Source organism: Streptomyces sp. NPDC093252, from assembly GCF_040683675.1.
In the GTDB taxonomy this organism is placed as follows: domain Bacteria; phylum Actinomycetota; class Actinomycetes; order Streptomycetales; family Streptomycetaceae; genus Streptomyces.
Window position 1 is genome coordinate 139,258 of the sequence record NZ_JBFBEM010000009.1, and the last position, 19,390, is coordinate 158,647.

13 protein-coding genes are annotated in these 19,390 nt (G+C 71.9%); 8 read left to right on the forward strand and 5 right to left on the reverse strand.

Annotated features, from left to right (window positions below):
* Window positions 1-30: 30 nt before the first annotated feature.
* Window positions 31-1,293 carry a TadA family conjugal transfer-associated ATPase gene (locus AB0O01_RS20315; RefSeq protein ID WP_365315126.1) on the reverse strand — a complete coding sequence of 421 codons (1,263 nt, stop codon included), beginning with the start codon at window positions 1,291-1,293 and terminating at the stop codon, window positions 31-33.
* Window positions 1,290-2,393 carry a septum site-determining protein Ssd gene (ssd, locus tag AB0O01_RS20320; RefSeq protein WP_365315127.1) on the reverse strand — a complete coding sequence of 368 codons (1,104 nt, stop codon included), beginning with the start codon at window positions 2,391-2,393 and terminating at the stop codon, window positions 1,290-1,292. The genes AB0O01_RS20315 and ssd overlap by 4 nt, the downstream gene beginning before the upstream one ends.
* A gap of 609 nt (window positions 2,394-3,002) precedes the next feature.
* On the opposite strand from ssd, the gene AB0O01_RS20325 reads away from it, so the two are divergent.
* On the forward strand, window positions 3,003-3,854 hold the full coding sequence (locus AB0O01_RS20325) for an HAD family hydrolase (protein ID WP_365315129.1): 852 nt from the start codon (window positions 3,003-3,005) through the stop codon (window positions 3,852-3,854).
* Between the two features lie 459 nt (window positions 3,855-4,313).
* Here the strand turns inward: AB0O01_RS20325 and AB0O01_RS20330 are convergent, their stop codons facing one another.
* Window positions 4,314-5,138: an oxidoreductase gene (locus tag AB0O01_RS20330; RefSeq protein ID WP_365315130.1), complete on the reverse strand. Its 825-nt coding sequence runs from the start codon at window positions 5,136-5,138 to the stop codon at window positions 4,314-4,316.
* A gap of 101 nt (window positions 5,139-5,239) precedes the next feature.
* Between AB0O01_RS20330 and AB0O01_RS20335 the strand changes: the two genes are divergently transcribed.
* Window positions 5,240-6,220 carry an ATP-binding protein gene (locus AB0O01_RS20335; RefSeq protein ID WP_365315132.1) on the forward strand — a complete coding sequence of 327 codons (981 nt, stop codon included), beginning with the start codon at window positions 5,240-5,242 and terminating at the stop codon, window positions 6,218-6,220.
* Window positions 6,221-6,381: 161 nt separating this feature from the next.
* Here the strand turns inward: AB0O01_RS20335 and AB0O01_RS20340 are convergent, their stop codons facing one another.
* A complete protein-coding gene (locus tag AB0O01_RS20340) occupies window positions 6,382-7,674 on the reverse strand; it encodes a hypothetical protein (protein ID WP_365315134.1) in 1,293 nt (430 codons plus the stop codon).
* Between the two features lie 335 nt (window positions 7,675-8,009).
* Between AB0O01_RS20340 and AB0O01_RS20345 the strand changes: the two genes are divergently transcribed.
* The 6 genes from AB0O01_RS20345 to AB0O01_RS20370 all read left to right on the forward strand — a co-directional run bounded on the left by AB0O01_RS20345 (window position 8,010) and on the right by AB0O01_RS20370 (window position 17,953).
* A complete protein-coding gene (locus AB0O01_RS20345) occupies window positions 8,010-11,381 on the forward strand; it encodes a bifunctional SulP family inorganic anion transporter/carbonic anhydrase (RefSeq protein WP_365315135.1) in 3,372 nt (1,123 codons plus the stop codon).
* Between the two features lie 445 nt (window positions 11,382-11,826).
* Window positions 11,827-13,782 (forward strand): acetate--CoA ligase, encoded by a 1,956-nt coding sequence (gene acs / locus AB0O01_RS20350; protein ID WP_365315137.1) that lies wholly within the window; start codon window positions 11,827-11,829, stop codon window positions 13,780-13,782.
* A gap of 434 nt (window positions 13,783-14,216) precedes the next feature.
* A complete protein-coding gene (gene nhaA / locus AB0O01_RS20355; protein WP_365315138.1) occupies window positions 14,217-15,689 on the forward strand; it encodes a Na+/H+ antiporter NhaA in 1,473 nt (490 codons plus the stop codon).
* A 108-nt stretch (window positions 15,690-15,797) separates the two neighbouring features.
* Window positions 15,798-16,331, forward strand: a complete 534-nt coding sequence (locus AB0O01_RS20360) for a phage holin family protein (protein ID WP_365315140.1) — start codon at window positions 15,798-15,800, stop codon at window positions 16,329-16,331.
* A complete protein-coding gene (locus AB0O01_RS20365; RefSeq protein ID WP_365315142.1) occupies window positions 16,328-17,278 on the forward strand; it encodes an alpha/beta hydrolase in 951 nt (316 codons plus the stop codon). The genes AB0O01_RS20360 and AB0O01_RS20365 overlap by 4 nt, the downstream gene beginning before the upstream one ends.
* Window positions 17,279-17,773: 495 nt before the next feature.
* Window positions 17,774-17,953, forward strand: coding sequence for a hypothetical protein (locus AB0O01_RS20370; protein ID WP_365315143.1), 180 nt, complete (start codon window positions 17,774-17,776; stop codon window positions 17,951-17,953).
* 187 nt (window positions 17,954-18,140) lie between these two features.
* On the opposite strand, the gene AB0O01_RS20375 is transcribed toward AB0O01_RS20370, so the two are convergent.
* Window positions 18,141-19,340, reverse strand: coding sequence for a MarP family serine protease (locus AB0O01_RS20375; protein WP_365315145.1), 1,200 nt, complete (start codon window positions 19,338-19,340; stop codon window positions 18,141-18,143).
* Window positions 19,341-19,390 lie beyond the last annotated feature (50 nt).

The window sequence follows — 19,390 nt, forward strand, 5'->3', positions numbered from 1 at the left end:
CCGCTCGCTCCCATCCCGTTCACTCCCATCTCACCCATTGCCTTCCTCTCGCCCCCGTCGCCCGGTCACCACTGCCGATCCCCCTCCCGTCGCCCGGCCATCACCGCCGACCTCCTCCCCGTCACCCGAGGCCCCCCTCAGCAGCGCCTCCAGCCGCTCCCAGCCCCGCTCGCGCGCGAAGGCCCCGGTTCCCCAGCGCAGCGCCGGGACCGTGCGCACCAGGCCGGACGGGTCGGCCGGGTCCCGTTCCAGCACCCGTACCTCGTCGATCCGGCGCCGCCCGTCGCGGTCGCGGACCAGGTGGAGGACGACGGACAGCGCCGCGGCCAGTTGGCTGTGCAGGGCCGCGCGGTCCAGGCCCGCCGCCGTGCCGAGGGCCTCCAGCCGGGCGGGGACATCGGCGGCGGCATTGGCGTGGACGGTCCCGCAGCCGCCCTCGTGGCCCGTGTTGAGGGCGGCCAGCAGATGCACCACCTCGGGTCCGCGCACCTCGCCGACGACCAGCCGGTCCGGCCGCATCCGCAGGGCCTGGCGCACCAGGTCCTCCAGGGTGACCAGGCCGGCGCCCTCCTGGTTGGCGGGTCTGCCCTCCAGCCGTACGACATGGGGGTGGTCCGGGCGCAGTTCCGCGGAGTCCTCGGCCAGCACGATCCGTTCGCCGGGTCCGACCAGCCCGAGCAGGGCGCTGAGCAGCGTGGTCTTGCCGCTGCCGGTGCCGCCGCTGATCAGGAAGGAGAGCCGGGCGGCCAGCAGCGCGCGCAGGATCCGGTCCCCGCCGGGCGGTACGGTGCCGGCCGCTACCAGCTCGCCGAGGGTGAACGCGCGCGGGCGGACGACCCGCAGGGACAGACAGGCGCAGCCGACGGCGACCGGGGGCAGCACCGCGTGGAGGCGGGTGCCGTCGGGCAGCCGGGCGTCGACCCAGGGGCGGGCGTCGTCCAGGCGCCGCCCGGCGACGGCGGCGAGGCGCTGCGCGAGCCGCCGTACGGCCGCCGGGTCGGGGAAGGCGACCGGGGTCAGTTCGAGGCCGCCGCCTCGGTCGACCCAGACCCGGTCGGGGGCGGAGACCAGGACGTCGGTCACCGACGGGTCGGCGAGGAGGGGTTCCAGGGGGCCGCTGCCGATCAGTTCGGAGCGCAACTGGCGGGCGGCCCCGAGCACTTCGGCGTCGCCCAGGACGCGGCCCTGTTCGCGCAGGGCCTGCGCCACGCGCGCGGGGGTGGGTTCGGCGCCGCTCTCGGCGAGCCACTGCCGTACCCCGTCCAGCAGGGCGGGCGCGGATCGCGCGCTCATGCCGCGTTCGCCTCGGTCAGGGCGCGCTCCCAGAATCCCTTGCAGAAGCGGGCCAGGGGACCGCGTCCACCGGCCGCGGGCGGCGACTTGCTCCCGTCCGGGCGCAGCAGCCCGGCCTCGACGGGCACTTCCCCGGCGAGGGGCAGCCCGAGCAGCCGGGCCACCTCGCGATCGTGGAGACCGGGCGCGTACGGCCCGCGGGCGGCGACCCTGAGGTCCCGCAGCACCATGCCCACGGTGGACGCCATGCGGCCGGCGGCGGCGACGGCGCGGAGTTCGCCGGGGACGACGAGCAGGCCGATGTCGATCTGGGCGAGCACCTCGGCGACCCCGTCGTCCAGCCGGCGGGGCAGATCGACCACGACCGTGCCGCTGCGGCGCCGGGCGGCGGACAGCACCGCGCGGACGGCCTGGGAGGGCACGGTGAGCCGGTCGCCGCGGTCCCAGCTCAGCACCCGCAGCGCGTGCAGTTCGGGCAGGGACTCCTCCAGCGCTCCGGCGCCGAGCCGGCCGCGGGAGGCGGCGAACGCGGGCCAGCGCAGCCCCTCGGCGCTCTCGCCGCCGAGCAGGACGTCGAGTCCGCCGCCGAGGGGATCGGCGTCCACCAGGAGGGTGCGCAGCCCCTCGTGCGCGGAGGTGACGGCGAGCGCGCAGGCCAGTGTGGAGGCGCCCGCCCCGCCCCGGCCGCCGAGCACCCCGACGGTGAGCGCGGGCCGTCCGACGCCCTCGACCACATCGGCGATCCGGTCGACGAGCCACTGTTCGCCGTCGGGCAGGAGCAGGACATGGTCGGCGCCGATCCGGACGGCCCGCTCCCACACCCCGGGGTCGTCCTGGTCGCGGCCGACGAGGACGACCCCGCGCCGCCGGGCCGTACCGCGGACGCGCCCGGCGGCGTCGTCGCCGACCAGGACCAGGGGTGCGGCCTCCCAGCCGTCGGTGCGCTCGGGCACCGAGTGGTGGACCTCGGCCGTGGCTCCGGCCGCCGCGCACAGGCGCAGCAGATCGTCCAGCAGGTCGGGGTCCTCGGTGAGGATCAGCGGTCCGGCCCGGCGGCCGTGGCCGGGCGGTGGCGGATCGTGGGTGACGGTGGTGGACATGGGACTCCCCCTCGTTGCTCGACTCGGCTCGCGCGGCGCCCGGAGTGCCGCGATTCGCATGGGCGGGAAGAACCGGGGCTCCGGCCTCCATTTGAACGGCCGCAGGAAACCGGCCAAACGCGTCCGGGAAACAGGTCCGCCGATGGCGAACTCGCATCGATCGCGGCGCGTTGGAATGAGCGTGCAGCGATCCTGGAAATGATGTGGATCTTGGTCGAAATCTGTGGACAACTCGGTGGTTGTGAATATCGCCGTCACCCACACCGGTGACGGCTGGCCAGCCCCGCACCGCATCTCGTGCGACTCCCGCAGAGCAGCCCGAACGCTACTCAGAGTGACCGATCATGGACATGCGAAAGGGGCGGCCGCAGCCGCCCCTGTGCGGCACCGCTGCCGCAGGAGATGAGGAGAAGAACGCGAAACGCCGTCCGGACATGCGACGACCCCCGCCGGGGGGGAGAGCGGGGGTCGTCCCCACGGCCGACTCGGGGGGGGGAGGAGCCGGACCGGGTTAGCACGGTCGCGAACGATCCGTGACTTCCATGGTGTACCCGAGAGCCCTCTCAGGCAAACCCACGCGCCTCACCTTACGCCGAATGGGCTGCCCCTATGCTCAAGGGCGTGGAAAACCACTCCTTGCCCCGCACAGCGGCCTTCTTTGATCTGGACAAGACGGTCATTGCGAAGTCGAGCACGCTCTCGTTCAGCAAGTCGTTCTACCAAGGCGGTCTGATCAACCGCCGGGCCGTCCTGCGCACCGCATATGCCCAGTTCGTGTTGCTCGTCGGCGGCATGGACCACGACCAGATGGAACGCACCCGCGCCTATCTCTCCCAACTGGTGCGCGGCTGGGACGTCCGCCAGGTCCAGGAGATCGTCGCCGAGACCCTGCACGACATCATCGACCCGCTCATCTACGACGAGGCCGCCTTCCTCATCGAGGACCATCACATCGCCGGCCGCGATGTGGTGATCGTGTCCACGTCGGGGGCCGAGGTGGTCGAGCCGATCGGGGAGCTTCTCGGCGCGGACCGCGTGGTGGCCACCCGGATGGTGATCGGCGCCGACGGCCGCTTCACCGGCGATGTCGAGTACTACGCCTACGGCCCCACCAAGGCCGAGGCGATCCGGCAGCTCGCCGCCTCCGAGGGCTACGACCTCGCCCGCTGCTTCGCCTACAGCGACTCGGCGACCGATCTGCCGATGCTGGAGACGGTCGGCCGTCCGCACGCCGTGAACCCGGACCGGGCGCTGCGCCGCGAGGCCCTCGCGCGCGGGTGGCCGATTCTGGATTTCCACCGCCCGGTCCGGCTCAAGCAGCGGCTGCCCTCGTTCTCCGTACCGCCGCGCCCGGCCCTGGTGGCGGCGGCCGCCATAGGAGCCGCCGCGGCCACCGCGGGCCTGGTCTGGTACGCCAGCCGACGCCGCGCGGCGGCAGCCGCCCTACGCTCCGCCGCCTGACCCGCTCCGCCGGGCCACGCCTCGCCCGTCCGGCGCGCCCCTGACCTGCCCCTCTTCCCTCCCACTCGCGACACACCTTCGACCCGCCGACCATGAGCACGTCATTACTGTTGTTTTGATCCTTTTTGAACCTAAAAGTAAAGAACCGAAGCCAGCCCTTCCGCTGCCCGCGGGGCGGGAGTACAAAGGAGTCAACGGCCCGCGAGACCAAGGACATATCCGAGAGGATCACCTTGAACAACGCATTTGGCCCCACGGACCGCGCATGAATGCAGGGCACCCACGCGACGTCGACCCGTCGATTACGGGCCAGCCGCACCAGGTGACGGGCGAAGTACCCGACCTGATGGGCAAAACATCGAGGACGCTTGGTAACCAGGTATCCATGCCAGCGGCGGTGCGAGACCTCGTACCGCCGCAACCCTTGTCCGGCGGATCACGCGCACAGGGGCGGCGCCGTCAGGCCGCGCCCCGCTGCAACGCCTCGCACACCGCCGTCGACTCCCGCGCCCCCAGCTCGACCGCCCGCGCGCAGTGCGCGATCCAGGCCGCCATCCCCTCCGGCGTACCGGAGACATAGCCGTCGAACGCGGCGAGATAGGCCGCACGGCCCAGTTCCGCGTGCCCCACCTCCGCAGGGCACACGGACTTCGGGTCCAGACCGCTGCCGACCAGCACGATCCGCTCGGCGGCCCGCGCGACCAGCCCGTTGTACGAGGCGAAGGGCCGCAGCGCCAGCAGCTCGCCGTGGACGACGGCCGCCGTGACCGGAGCGGGGGCCGAACCCCCCGCGACGATCAGCTCACCCAGCCCCTCCAGCCGGCCCGCGACCTCGTCGGCGCCGGGCAGCGGCAGCGCGATCAGGGGCTCGTCGACCGGCTCGTCCGCCACCCGCGGGCGCCCCACCTCGTCCCCCCGGTCCGCCGCGGCCACCAGATGCAGCCGGGCCAGCACCCGCAGCGGCGACTGCCGCCAGATGGACAGCAGTTGACCCGCCTCGGCGGTCAGCCGCAGCGCCGCCCCCATGACCCGGGCCTCGCCGTCCACCCCGAAGTCACTGCGCCGCCGCACCTCTTCGAGCGCCCAGTCGGCACCGGAGAGCGCCGCCGAACCGCGCGCGCCGCGCAGCGCCGCCTCGGAGGTGATCTCGTTGCTGCGCCGCCGCATGACCCGGTGCCGGTACACCCGGTCCACGGCCTTGCGCACGGACTCGACGGAGTCGGCCACGCCGGGCAGCGAGCCCAGGGCCGCGAGCGGGTCGTCGGTCGCGCCTGTCGTACTCATGGGTACGACCCTACGCACCCGGGGCGCGCACCCCACGAAGGAGTGGTCTTCTTCACGTCCCCGGGCCCGCCGGGTGCCGGGCACCACTAGGCTTACTGAACATGAAAATTGCTTTCGTCGGGAAGGGCGGCAGCGGCAAGACCACCCTGTCGTCCCTCTTCATCCGCCATCTGGCCGCCACCGGAGCCCCGGTCGTCGCCGTCGACGCCGACATCAACCAGCACCTGGGCGCCGCGCTCGGCCTGGACGACGACCAGGCCGCCGCCCTGCCCGCCATGGGCGACCGGCTGCCGCTGATCAAGGACTATCTGCGCGGCAGCAACCCGCGCATCGGCTCCGCCCAGACGATGATCAAGACCACCCCGCCCGGCGACGGCTCACGGCTGCTGCGGGTGCGCGAGAACAACCCGGTCTACGACGCCTGCGCCCGACCGGTGGAACTCGACGGCGGGGCCGTCCGTTTGATGGTCACGGGGCCCTTCACCGAAGCCGATCTGGGGGTCTCCTGCTACCACTCCAAGACCGGAGCGGTGGAGCTGTGCCTCAACCACCTGGTCGACGGGCGCGACGAGTACGTCGTGGTCGACATGACAGCCGGATCGGACTCCTTCGCCTCCGGCATGTTCACCCGCTTCGACATCACGTTCCTCGTCGCCGAGCCGACCCGGAAGGGGGTCTCCGTCTATCGCCAGTACAAGGAGTACGCCCGCGACTTCGGTGTCACCCTCAAGGTCGTCGGCAACAAGGTGCAGGGTCAGGACGACCTCGACTTCCTGCGCGCCGAGGTCGGTGACGACCTGCTCGTCACGGTCGGGCACTCGGACTGGGTCCGGGCCATGGAGAAGGGCCGTCCGCCCCGGTTCGAGCTGCTGGAGGACCCCAACCGCCGGGCCCTGGCGCAGTTGCAGACCGCCGCCGACGCGACCTACGCGCTGCGCGACTGGGAGAACTACACCCGCCAGATGGTGCACTTCCATCTGAAGAACGCCCAGTCGTGGGGCAACGAGCGCACCGGAGCCGACCTGGCCGCCCAGGTCGACCCCGGCTTCGTACTCGGCGAGAGCGTCGCGGCGCCCGTGTAGCCCGTTCGGGGGACGCCTGGCCTTCGGGCTGCTGCCGCCGTCCTGGGCCGGCCGCCCCCCTCCTCGGCCACTCCTGCCATCCCGCCTGTACGGGTCCCCCTGGGCGCCCGTGTACACGGGTCCCCCTGGGTGGCGCCCGTGTATGAGGGTCCCTCGGGCGCCTACTGCTTCCGGTCGGCGGGCGGGGCTCCGGGCACACCCTTGGGGGCCGGGGCCGGGCTCGCCGACAGGAAGGGCTCCCAGCCCTGCTGCGGGGCCTGGCCCACCTTCAGGGTGCGCAGCTTGTCCAGGGTCTTCGGGTCCTGGGCGTCCAGCCAGTCGGCGAGCTGGCGGAAGGACACGCAGCGCACCTCCGACTTCGTACAGACCCCCTCGACGACCTCCTCGATGGCGCGCATATAGGTGCCGCCGTTCCAGGACTCGAAGTGGTTGCCGATGATCAGGGGCGCGCGATTGCCGTTGTAGGCGCGTTCGAAGCCCTGGAGCAGGCCGTCACGCATCTGGTCGCCCCAGTACTCGTACTGGGACGGGTCGCCCTGGGTGGTGGTGCCGGACTGGTTGACCATGAAGTTGTAGTCCATGGTGAGCTGCTCGTAGGTGTGGCCGGGGAAGGGGACGAGTTGCATGGACAGGTCCCACAGGCCCTCCTTCCGGCCGGGCCAGACCTGGTTGTTGACGCCGCTGGTGTCATAGCGGAAGCCCAGTTCGGCGGCGGCCTTGGTGAAGTTCTTCTGGCCCTCCAGGCAGGGGGTGCGGGCGCCGATCAGCTCCTTGTCGTAGTCGAAGGGGAGCGGGGCGGCGTCGCGCATGCCGGTGTTGGTCTTCCAGGACTTCACGAACTGCTTGGCCTGGGCGATCTCGTCCTTCCACTCCTCGACCGACCACTCGCCGACACCCCCGCCCTCGCCGCAGAAGTGGCCGTTGAAGTGGGTGCCGACCTCGTTGCCCTCCAGCCAGGCCAGGCGGAGCTGCTTGACGGTCTCGGCGATGCCCTCGTCGTCGTTGAAGCCGATGTCGGAGCGGCCCGGGGAGTGCTGCGGGGGCCGGTAGAGGTCGCGCTTCTCCTCGGGCAGCAGATAGACGCCGCTGAGGAAGTAGGTCATCGTGGCGTTGTTCCGCTTGGAGACCTCGCGGAAGTGCGAGAACAGCTTCTGGCTGTCCTCCCCGGCGCCGTCCCAGGAGAACACCACGAACTGCGGGGGCTTCTGACCTGGCTTCAGCCGCTCGGGGCGGGGCAGATGCGGCTGGGCGCCGGTGAACGCGGTGGAGCCGTCGCCGATGAGCCGGACCGCGCTCTTGGGCGCCGGGGCGGGCCGGGCCCCCTGCGATCCGGCCGCCCCTTCCCCGGAACCGGAGGAGCCGGAACCGGTGGAGCCGATGCCGCAGCCGGCGAGCGACGCGGCACAGACCGCGGCGACCACGGCCCCCGCGGCGATCCTCTGGGTGGCGGCCATGTCCGCCCACCTTCTTCCTTCTCTCGGGCCAACGCGCCGCCGAAGACCGGACGGCGTCCGCCGGGAGAACCGGCGGCGCGGTCAAGCTCGCACAGAACCGAGAAGGAATTAGTACGACAAGCCGACTGAATTATTGATTCGCTCATGAAGGTGATCTCTTAGCCCATTTGCCCCTTAAATCCATGCTTGACCTTTACTCCGGATTACGATCCGTTTACCAATCGCTCATTTCATCCCGCCGCTGCACGCCGTGTCCCACGGCCGCGACCCGACCCCCGCCCCACACGGGGACCACCTGTTCCGCGACCGCGCCGCCCCGGAGGAGACGGGACCCGATGTCCGCTTTCCGCACCTTGCCCCAGGCCCTGGAAACCGCACGGGCCAAGGGGACCCGCCTTGTCGACGCCCGGCGCGCGCGCCATGCCCACCAGCCGCACAGCCCGCCCCCGGCCGGGCGGCGGCACCCCCGCTTCCGGATCGCGGGCGCCGATGTCTCCGCCGCCATCGCGGTCTTCCTGATCGCCCTGCCGCTCTCCCTGGGCATCGCCCTGGCCACCGGCGCCCCGCTCCAGGCCGGGCTGGTCGCCGCCGCCGTGGGCGGACTGGTCGCCGGCCGGCTCGGCGGCTCCGCCCTCCAGGTCAGCGGCCCCGCCGCCGGACTGACGGTGGTCACCGCCGACCTGATCCACCGTTACGGCTGGCGGACCACCTGCGCCATCACCGTCCTCGCCGGGCTCGCCCAACTGGGCCTCGGCTGTCTGCGGGTGGCGCGCTCCGCGCTCGCCGTCAGCCCCGCGATCGTGCACGGCATGCTCGCCGGGATCGGCGTCACCATCGCCGTCGCCCAACTGCACATCGTCCTCGGCGGCACCCCGCAGAGCGCCGTCCTCGACAACCTCGCCGCGCTGCCCGCCCAGCTCGCGCACCTGCATCCGGCCGCCGTCTCGATGAGCGCGCTCACCCTCGCCCTGCTGTTCCTCTGGCCCCGGATCCCCGGCCGCGCCGGACAGTTGCTGCGCCGGATCCCGGCCCCCCTCATCGCCGTCGCCGGAGCCACCTCCACCGCCTCGCTCGCCGGGATCGGTCTGCCCAAGGTGGAACTGCCGTCCTGGCAGAGCCATGCGCTGGCCGGGCTGCCCGAGGGCCCGGCGCTGGGCCTGGCCACCGCCGTCCTCACCACCACGCTGGTGTGCAGTGTGCAGTCGCTGCTCGGCGCGGTCGCCGTGGACAAGCTGGCCGCCGCCCGCCCCGGCCTGACCGGCAAGGTCGGCCGCTCCGACCTGGACCGCGAGCTGCTCGGCCAGGGCGCCGCCAACATCGCGTCCGGCGCACTCGGCGGACTGCCCGTCGCGGGCGTGGCCGTACGGAGTTCGGCGAATGTGAACGCGGGTGCGGTGAGCCGGAACTCCACGATGCTGCACGGCGTTCTCGTAGTGGTCGCCGCGCTTCTGATGATTCCGGTGCTGGAGCTGATCCCGCTCGCCTCACTCGCCGCCCTGGTGATGGCCGTCGGCATCCAGATGGTCTCCCTGAACCACATTCGCACGGTGACCCGCCACCGAGAAGTGCTGGTCTACGCGGTCACCACCCTCGGCGTGGTGCTCCTCGGCGTCCTGGAGGGCGTGACGCTGGGGATCGCCGTCGCCGTCGCCGTCGCCCTCAATCGCCTGGCCCGCACCCGGATCACCCACGACGAACAGGAAGGAGCCCATCACATCCATGTCAGAGGCCAGTTGACGTTTCTCGCCGTGCCCCGCCTCAGCCGCGCCCTGCACCATGTGCCGCACGGGGCCCACGCCGTCGTCGTGCTGGACGGCTCCTTCATGGACCACGCGGCCTACGAAACGCTCCAGGACTGGCGCAACACCCACACCGCCCAGGGCGGCACCGTCCATCTGAGCGGCCGTCGCGGTCCCCGCCTGACCGGGCCCACGGCCACCCCCCTCCTCGACCTCGACGCGAGCCTGCCTACCTCGGGGCCGGAGGCGGCCTCCGGCCCGGGGGCGGGGGAGGCCGCGAGGCTGGCGGGGGGCGCGGAGGGTGTCGAAGGGGGGCGGGTGGGTGCCGCGGGAGGTGCTGGAGGTGCTGCCACGGGGGGTGCGGCGGGAGGTGCCGCAGGTGCTGCCACGGGGGGTGCCGCGGCGGGGACCTGTGCCGGACGGGCCTTGGGAGAGGGCTGTGCGGCGGGGGCGATGGGAGTGCCGTCCGGCGGTTTCGATTCCGGGGAGATGCAGGGGGCGGGGGGATCGGAGGGCTTGAGGGCTGCCGGGGGCGGGGGTACGGAGGGCTTGAGGGCGGCGGGGGGCGGGGGCATGGAGGGCCTGAGGGCGGCGGGGGCCAGGGGTGCGGAGGGCGGCGTCGGGCGCTCGGGGCCGACCCCGTCACCTTCCCCGTCCCCGTCACCTTCCCCGTCACCGTCCGGATCTATCGGAGCCGCGGAGGTCGTGGGAGCCGCAGAGGCGGTGGGAGCGGGGGCGGCTGTCGGGAGCGGCGGGGTGGCGGGGGACGACGTCGGGGCGGCCGATGGTGCCGAGGCGGCGGCTGGCGTCGGGGCCCCGGACAGCGCCTATGCGCCCATCGCCGACTGCCGTTGTCGGCCCTGGACGCCGTGGCGCAACCATCAGTGCGAGCCGACGGGTTCGGCGCGGGAGAGGGAGGGGGTGGAGAGGGGAGAGGTGTCGGAGGTACCGGAGGTGTCGGGTGCGTCGCGGGCGGCTGCGTCGCAGGCAGCGGGTGCGTCGCCGGTGTCGAGGTCATTGGGGGCGGCGTCGGAGGTGTTGGGGGTATCGATGCGGGACGGTCGGTTCGGTCCCGGGTCGCCTGACCGGTCCGCGCCCGACGGGTACGCCCCGGTACTCGGGCAGAACGCCGGTGGCGTCCCGACCGCGGCCCCAGTCGCACCCCCAGCCGCATCCGCATCCGCAGCCCTCGGCACGGGCAGGGGGACCGGCACCAGCGCCGAGAGCGACGCCGAAGGCCACCCCACCCCAGCCCCAGCCCCCGCCCCCGCCCCCGCCCCCGGTCAGGAAAGCGGTCAGCAGTTGGCGCGTGGGATCAGCGCGTTCCAGCGGAACACCGCGCCGCTGGTGCGCGGAGAGCTGGCGCGGCTGGCGCGGGAAGGGCAGCGGCCGTCGCAGCTCTTCCTCACCTGCGCGGACTCACGGGTCGTCACCTCGATGATCACCTCCAGTGGTCCGGGTGATCTGTTCGTGGTGCGCAATGTGGGGAACCTGGTGCCGTTGCCGGGTGCCGAGAGCGGGGACGACTCGGTGGCCGCCGCGATCGAGTACGCGGTGGATGTGCTGCGGGTGCGGTCCATCACGGTGTGCGGGCACTCGGGGTGCAGCGGGATGCAGGCGCTGCTCAACGCCGAGCCGGGCGGGGCGATGACGCCGCTCAGACGGTGGCTGCGGCATGGCAGGCCCAGCCTGGAGCGGATGGCCGACGCCGGGCGTCCGTGGCCCCGGCTGGCGGGGCGCCGTCCGGCGGACGCGGTGGAGCAGTTGTGCCTGACGAATGTGGTGCAGCAGTTGGAGCATCTGCGGGCGTACGAGGCCGTGGCGCAGGCACAGCGCGAAGGGGAGCTGGAGTTGCACGGGATGTACTTCCATGTGGGCGAGGCACAGGCGTATCTGCTCACCGAGCGGGGCGAGGACCGGGTGTTCGACGACGTGGAGGGGGCGGACGGGCTGCGGAGCCGGGCCTGACCGAGGTCGGCGCAGGCGCACCCCCGCTCGCCAGCGGTTGCGCCCCGGCTCCCCTCTCCCGTTACCGGCCCACCCCTCCCCTCCGGCCGCCCCCACGAACGCCCCTCCCGACACCGCCCCGCCCCTCCCTCCGGGGCCCCCGTTACCGTCCCCCCATCCCTCCCTCCCACCCCTATGGCCCACCCCCTCACCCCCGTGTGACATGGAAGACACAGCCTGAACCTGGCGGGGATCGCGCCCGTGGGAAGGATTGGAGCGGTGAAGTTTTGGTACGACGTGCCCCATGCCCGGCGGGAAAGACCGGGAGGGACCGGTTCGGGGCGCGCCCGGCGGAGTCCCTTCTCACAGGTCTAAACCATTTGCCCGTCGACCCTTGTCATCGGCCCCTCGGTTCTGGTGAGCTGTGGCTTGGGACACAACGGACACCCTTGGAAAGGGAGATGTCGTGAGCAACGAAAGCCTGGCCAACCTGCTGAAGGAAGAGCGCAGGTTCGCACCCCCCGCCGACCTGGCCGCGAACGCCAATGTCACGGCGGAGGCGTATGAACAGGCCAAGGCTGACAGGCTCGGCTTCTGGGCCGAGCAGGCCCGCCGGCTGACCTGGGCCCAGGAGCCGACGGAGACGCTGGACTGGTCGAACCCGCCGTTCGCGAAGTGGTTCAAGGACGGCACGCTCAATGTGGCGTACAACTGCGTGGACCGGCATGTGGAGGCAGGGCTCGGGGACCGGGTCGCCATCCACTTCGAGGGGGAGCCCGGCGACAGCCGCGCGCTCACCTACGCGGAGCTGAAGGACGAGGTCTCCAGGGCGGCGAACGCGCTGCTGGAGCTGGGCGTGGCCAAGGGCGACCGGGTCGCGATCTATATGCCGATGATCCCGGAGACGGCGGTCGCGATGCTGGCGTGCGCGCGGATCGGCGCCGCGCACTCCGTGGTGTTCGGCGGCTTCTCCTCCGACGCGCTGGCGACCCGTATCCAGGACGCCGACGCCAGGGTCGTCATCACCTCCGACGGCGGGTACCGGCGGGGCAAGCCGTCCGCGCTGAAGCCGGCCGTGGACGAGGCGGTGCAGAAGGCGGGCACTGTCGAGCACGTGCTTGTCGTGCGCCGCACCGAGCAGGAGGTCGCCTGGGACGGCGGCAGGGACGTCTGGTGGCACGAGATCGTCGGGCGCCAGTCGGCGGAGCACACCCCCGAGGCGTTCGAGGCCGAGCACCCGCTGTTCATCCTCTACACCTCTGGTACTACGGGGAAGCCCAAGGGCATCCTGCACACCTCCGGCGGCTACCTCACCCAGGCGTCGTACACCCACCACGCCGTCTTCGACCTCAAGCCGGAGACCGATGTCTACTGGTGCACGGCCGATGTCGGCTGGGTCACCGGGCACTCCTACATCGTCTACGGGCCGCTCTCCAACGGCGCCACGCAGGTGATGTACGAGGGCACGCCCGACACCCCGCACCAGGGGAGGTTCTGGGAGATCGTCCAGAAGTACGGGGTGACGATCCTCTACACCGCGCCCACGGCGATCCGTACGTTCATGAAGTGGGGCGACGACATCCCCGCGAAGTTCGATCTGAGCAGCCTGCGGGTGCTGGGGTCGGTCGGCGAGCCGATCAACCCCGAGGCGTGGATCTGGTACCGCAAGCACATCGGTGGCGACCGCACGCCGATCGTGGACACCTGGTGGCAGACCGAGACCGGCGCGATGATGATCTCCCCGCTGCCGGGGGTGACGGAGACCAAGCCCGGTTCCGCGCAGCGCCCGCTGCCCGGCATCTCGGCGACCGTCGTCGACGACGAGGCGAACGAGGTGCCCAACGGCGGGGGCGGCTATCTGGTGCTGACCGAACCGTGGCCGTCGATGCTGCGCACCATCTGGGGCGACGACCAGCGGTTCCTGGACACCTACTGGTCCCGCTTCGAGGGCAAGTACTTCGCCGGTGACGGGGCGAAGAAGGACGACGACGGCGACATCTGGCTGCTGGGCCGGGTGGACGATGTGATGCTCGTGTCCGGTCACAACATCTCCACCACCGAGGTGGAGTCGGCGCTCGTCTCGCACCCCTCGGTCGCCGAGGCGGCGGTCGTCGGCGCCACCGACGAGACGACCGGTCAGGCGATCGTGGCGTTCGTGATCCTGCGCGGTTCGGCCTCGGAGGACGAGGGGCTGATCAACGACCTGCGCAACCACGTGGGCACCACGCTCGGCCCGATCGCCAAGCCCAAGCGGATCCTGCCGGTGGCCGAGCTGCCCAAGACCCGCTCTGGCAAGATCATGCGCCGGCTGCTGCGCGATGTCGCGGAGAACCGGCAGGTCGGCGATGTCACCACGCTCGCCGACTCCACGGTCATGAACCTGATCCAGGCCCAGCTCCCCTCGGCACCCAGCGAGGACTGACCGGGCCCGGCACCACCGGAGAGCGGACGGGACCGGCCGACCCGGCACAACGGAGGACGCGGGACTCCGGCCGACGCAGCGCATCGGAAACCCGGAGCACCGGCCGACCCGGCACGCGAGAAGACCGGAAGCACCGGCCGACCCAGCGCTACGGCGGACCCGCAGCACCGGCCGACCGGCACTACAAGGGGCACCCCACCCGGGGTGCCCCTTTCCGTTCCCGCTCCCATGCCCCTCTCCGTTCCCGTTCCTATGCCCCTCTCCGTTCCCGTCCCCCCTTCCGTTCCCGTGCGCCCTGATCCCGTGCGGTTAAAATAAGAAGTGCGTCAACAACGCGACAAGATCGCGTCCGTTGCCGTGGAGATCTGCAACTGGTGTGCCGGGAAGTCTGGTCGGCAAGTGTCCCGTCATGCTCACCGACCGGAGGTCTCACCGTGTCCGCGCCCGTCCGCCGCAAGGAAAACCCCCAGGACAGCACGGGGAGCACCGCCCCCCGCAAGGTGCTGGGACGGCTGTCGCTGCCCGAGCGGAACTTCGTCGCGGAAGCCCTGCGCACCGAGACGGTCGGCGGGGTACTGCTGCTGGTCGCCGCCGTGGCCGCGCTGATCTGGGCGAACGTACCCGCCTTCGGCGACAGCTACGCGACGGTCTCGGACTTCCACCTCGGCCCCGCCGCCCTCGGCCTGGATCTGTCGATCGCGCACTGGGCGGCCGACGGACTGCTCGCGATCTTCTTCTTCGTGGCCGGTATCGAACTGAAGCGCGAACTGGTCGCCGGTGATCTGCGCGACCCCAAGGCCGCCGCGCTCCCGGTGGTCGCGGCGCTGTGCGGAATGGCCGTCCCCGCGCTGGTCTACGCGCTCACCGCGTCCTCCGGCGGCGGGTCCCTGGCGGGCTGGGCGGTGCCCACCGCCACCGACATCGCCTTCGCCCTCGCCGTGCTCGCGGTCATCGGGACGTCGCTGCCCAGCGCGCTGCGCGCGTTTCTGCTGACCCTCGCGGTCGTGGACGACCTCTTCGCCATCCTGATCATCGCGGTCTTCTTCACCGACCAACTGAACTTCGCCGCCCTCGGCGGCGCCCTGGCCGGCCTGGTCCTCTTCTGGGTGCTGCTGCGCAAGGGCGTACGCGGGTGGTACATCTACGTCCCCCTCGCGCTGGTGATCTGGGCGCTGATGTACAACAGCGGCATCCACGCCACCATCGCCGGTGTCGCCATGGGCCTGATGCTGCGCTGCACCACCCACGACGACGAGAAGCACTCCCCCGGCTCGCACATCGAGCACCTCGTCCGGCCACTGTCGGCGGGGTTCGCGGTACCGCTGTTCGCCCTGTTCAGCGCGGGTGTGGCGGTGTCCGGCGGGGCGCTGCGGGACGTCTTCACACAGCCGGAGACGCTGGGGGTGGTGCTGGGGCTGGTGGTCGGCAAGACCGTCGGCATCTTCGGCGGCACCTGGCTCACCGCCCGTTTCACCCGGGCCTCCCTCAGCGACGATCTGGCCTGGGGCGATGTCTTCGCGGTCGCCTCCCTCGCCGGGATCGGCTTCACCGTCTCCCTGCTGATCGGCGAACTCGCGTTCGACGGCGACGCCGCGATGACCGGCGAGATCAAGGCCGCCGTGCTGACCGGCTCGCTGATCGCCGCCGTCCTCGCCACCGTCCTGCTGAAGATACGGAACGCCAAGTACCGCAGGATGGTCGAGGACGAGGACCGCGACGACGACCTCGACGGCATCCCCGACATCTACGAGGAGCACGACCCGGCGTACCACCTGCGGATGGCGGAGATCTACGACCGCAAGGCCGCCGAGCACCGCAGGATCGCCGAGGAACGCACCCGGGCGGCCCGCGACGCGGTTGCCGAAGTGCCGGGCGGGGCGGGCGAGGAGAACCGCGGTCCGGCATGATCTGACGAGACGGTACAAAAGAGCGGGACCGGACGCGTCGGCCGAGACGGACAGCGAGGCTGGACACAGGCGCGCGGACGGCACCGTACGCACACGAGGGAGACCGCGATGAGCGCACCAGACGGCAGCCCGGTCGGCGCGGAACGCAGCATCGGCCAGTTGTTCGCCTCGGCGACCACGGACATGTCGGCGCTGGTGCACGACGAGATCGCGCTGGCCAAGGCGCAGCTCAAGCAGGACGTCAAGCGGGGCGTGCTGAGCGGCGGCGCGTTCGGCGTGGCCGCGGTCGTCCTGCTGTTCTCCCTGCCGATGCTGAACTTCGCCCTGGCGTACGGCATCCGCACCTGGAGCGGCTGGAATCTGGCGCTCTGCTTTCTGCTGTCCTTCGCGGCGAACGTCCTGGTGGCGGTCGCGCTCGCGCTGATCGGTCTGGCCTTCGCCAAGAAGGCGAAGAAGGGCAAGGGCCCGCAGAAGGTCGCCGCGTCGGTGAAGGAGACTGCGGGCGTGCTCCAGAACGCCAAGCCGCACCCGCGCCCCGAGCCCGTCACGGACGACCGTCCGGCACTGACGGGCGCGGGCGACCGGGTCCCCGCCGCCATCGAGGCGGCCGGCGCCGGCGGCACCGCGCGCGGTTCGTCATGACCGACCCCGCCACCCCTTCGGCGCATCCGGCCTCGGCCGTACGGATCGATCTGCCCGGCGGGCAGCCGGTGGTCCACCGCGATGTGGCCGCCAACGGCGCCCGTTTCCACATCGCGGAACTCGGGGACGGTCCGCTGGTGATGCTGGTGCACGGCTTCCCCCAGTTCTGGTGGACCTGGCGGCATCAGCTCGTGACGCTCGCCGACGCCGGGTTCCGGGCGGTCGCCATGGATCTGCGCGGGGTCGGCGGCAGCGACCGCACCCCCCGCGGCTACGATCCGGCCAACCTCGCCCTCGACATCACCGGGGTGATCCGCTCCCTCGGCGAGCCGGACGCGGCGCTGGTCGGCCATGACCTGGGCGGTTATCTGGCGTGGACGGCGGCGGTGATGCGGCCCAAGCTGGTCCGGCGGCTGGCGGTCTCCTCGATGCCGCACCCCCGGCGCTGGCGCTCGGCGATGCTCTCGGACGCCCGGCAGACCGCCGCCAGCTCCTACATCTGGGGGTTCCAGCGGCCCTGGATCCCCGAGCGGCAGCTCGTCGCGGACGACGGGGCGCTGGTGGGGCGGCTGATCCGGGACTGGTCCGGCCCGAGGCTCCCGGACGACGAGGCGATCGAGGCGTACCGGCGGGCGATGTGCATCCCCTCCACCGCGCACTGCTCGATCGAGCCGTACCGGTGGCTGGTGCGGTCGCTGGCGCGGCCCGACGGCATCCAGTTCAACCGGCGGATGAAGCGGCCGGTGCGGGTGCCGACGCTGCATCTGCACGGGTCGCTGGACCCGGTGACCCGGACCCGCAGCGCGGCCGGTTCCGGGGAGTATGTCGAAGCGCCGTACCGGTGGCGGCTCTTCGACGGGCTGGGCCACTTTCCGCACGAGGAGGACCCGGCCGCGTTCTCCGGGGAGCTGGTGAACTGGCTGAAGGACCCGGAACCGGACCGGTGAGGCCCGCTCCGCGGCGGGTGCGGATACGGGTACGGGTACGGGCCAGCTCTGGGTACGGGTCCGTGCCGGGTACGGGTCGATGCCGAGTACGGGTCAGCTCCGGTACGGTCCATGCCGGGCTCCGGCCCACACCCACTTCCCGTTCCAGTTCCGGTTCCGGTTCCGGTTGCACGGCAGGCTCCGGCCGACATCAGTTCCGGGCGGCACGGGCACACCCGCACACTCGGGCCCACACCTGTTCCGGGTGCACAGCAGGCCCCGGCTCACGCCGGATCCCCCTGGACGCCGTCACTTCCCCACTCCGCCACTGGACTGACTTCTGGTCAGTCCCGGCCGTCTGGCCGAATGGCCGCGACCGCGCCGGGTGAGCGGGCCCTCGCGCCCGGTATCCGGATCTGAACACCTGTACTACGAACGGCCACTTGCCCGACGCATAGGCCAATTGGGCGGCCCGGACGAGGTTATCGACCTTGGGCCAGGGGCACACGTCCCGGTATGGGCTGGACGCACGATTACAGTGACGCAGCACGCGACCGCCGCTCAGCGGGCGGTCCGACTTCCCACCAGCGGAGTGCTCCGCAACTCCAGGGCGAGGACCCCAGGGTGGGCATTCCGCGCATCCTGCGCCGCCGGGCCCGCTGGGTGTCCGTACGGCTGCGGCACCCACGCGGCTGACGCGCCGCCCCGCGCCCCGGGTCACGCGAGCCCCGCCGGACCGTGCGCGAGCCTCACCGAACGGCACGCACCCCGGCACCCGCCTGCACGCGAGCCCCACCGAGGAGCGCGCACCCATACACCGGGCGGCACACGAGCCCCACCCAGCGGCGCGCACCCATACACCGGGCAGCACGCGCCCGGGGCCTCACATCGCGCAGCTATCGCTGTCCACCTGCTGGTTCGCGGTCCGGCCGAGGTCGATGTCCTCGCGGATCTCGTCCACGGTGAGCGCGTACCCGGTCTCGGGGTCGTCGAGGGACTTGGCGAAGACCACGCCGTAGACCTCGCCGTCGGGGGTGAGCAGCGGACCGCCGGAGTTGCCCTGGCGCACGGTCGCGTACAGGGAGTAGACATCGCGGTGCACGGTGCCGCGGTGGTAGATGTCCGGCCCGTTGGCCGGGATCCGGCCGCGCACCCGGGCCGCGCGTACGTCGTAGGCGCCGTTCTCCGGGAACCCGGCGACGATCGCGCTGTCCCCGCTCGTCGCGTCGTCGGAGGTGAACCGCAGCGCGGGCGCGTCCAGGTCGGGCACGTCGAGGACGGCGATGTCGCGCTTCCAGTCGTAGAGGACGACCGTCGCGTCGTAGCGGCGGCCCTCGCCGCCTATCTGGACGGTGGGTTCGTCGACCCCGCCGACGACATGCGCGTTGGTCATCACCCGGCGGTCGGCGAAGACGAAACCGGTGCCTTCCAGAACCTTGCTACAGCTCTGCGCGGTGCCCATCACCTTGACGATGGATCTCTTCGCACGCGTGGCCACCTCGCTGTTGGCCAGGGCCGGGTCGGGCGGCTGGACATCGGTGATGGGCTCGTTGGCGAACGGGCTGAAGACCTGCGGGAACCCGTTCTGCGCCAGGACGGAGGAGAAGTCGGCGAACCAGGTGTCGGCCTGGGCGGGCAGCGCGCGGGAGACCCCGAGCAGCACCTTGGAGCCGCGGACCTCCTTGCCCAGGGTGGGCAAGGTCGTACCGGCCAGCGCGGACCCGATCAGCCATGCCACGAGGAGCATCGCGACGACGTTGACCAGGGCCCCGCCCGTGGCGTCCAGCGCGCGGGCCGGGGACCAGGTGATGTACCGGCGCAGTTTGTTGCCGAGATGGGTGGTCAGGGCCTGGCCGATGGAGGCGCAGACGATGACGACGATCACCGCGACCACCGCGGCGACGGTACTCACCTCGGAGTTGTCGGTGAGCGCGTCCCAGATGACCGGGAGAGTGTAGACGGCGACGAGACCGCCGCCCAGGAAGCCGATCACCGACAGGATGCCGACGACGAAACCCTGGCGATAGCCGACGATCGCGAACCAGACGGCAGCGAGCAGCAGCAGGATGTCCAGCACGTTCACCGTTTTCGGCCTCGCCTCGTCATTCTCCGGTCACGGGGACCCCGCCGGGG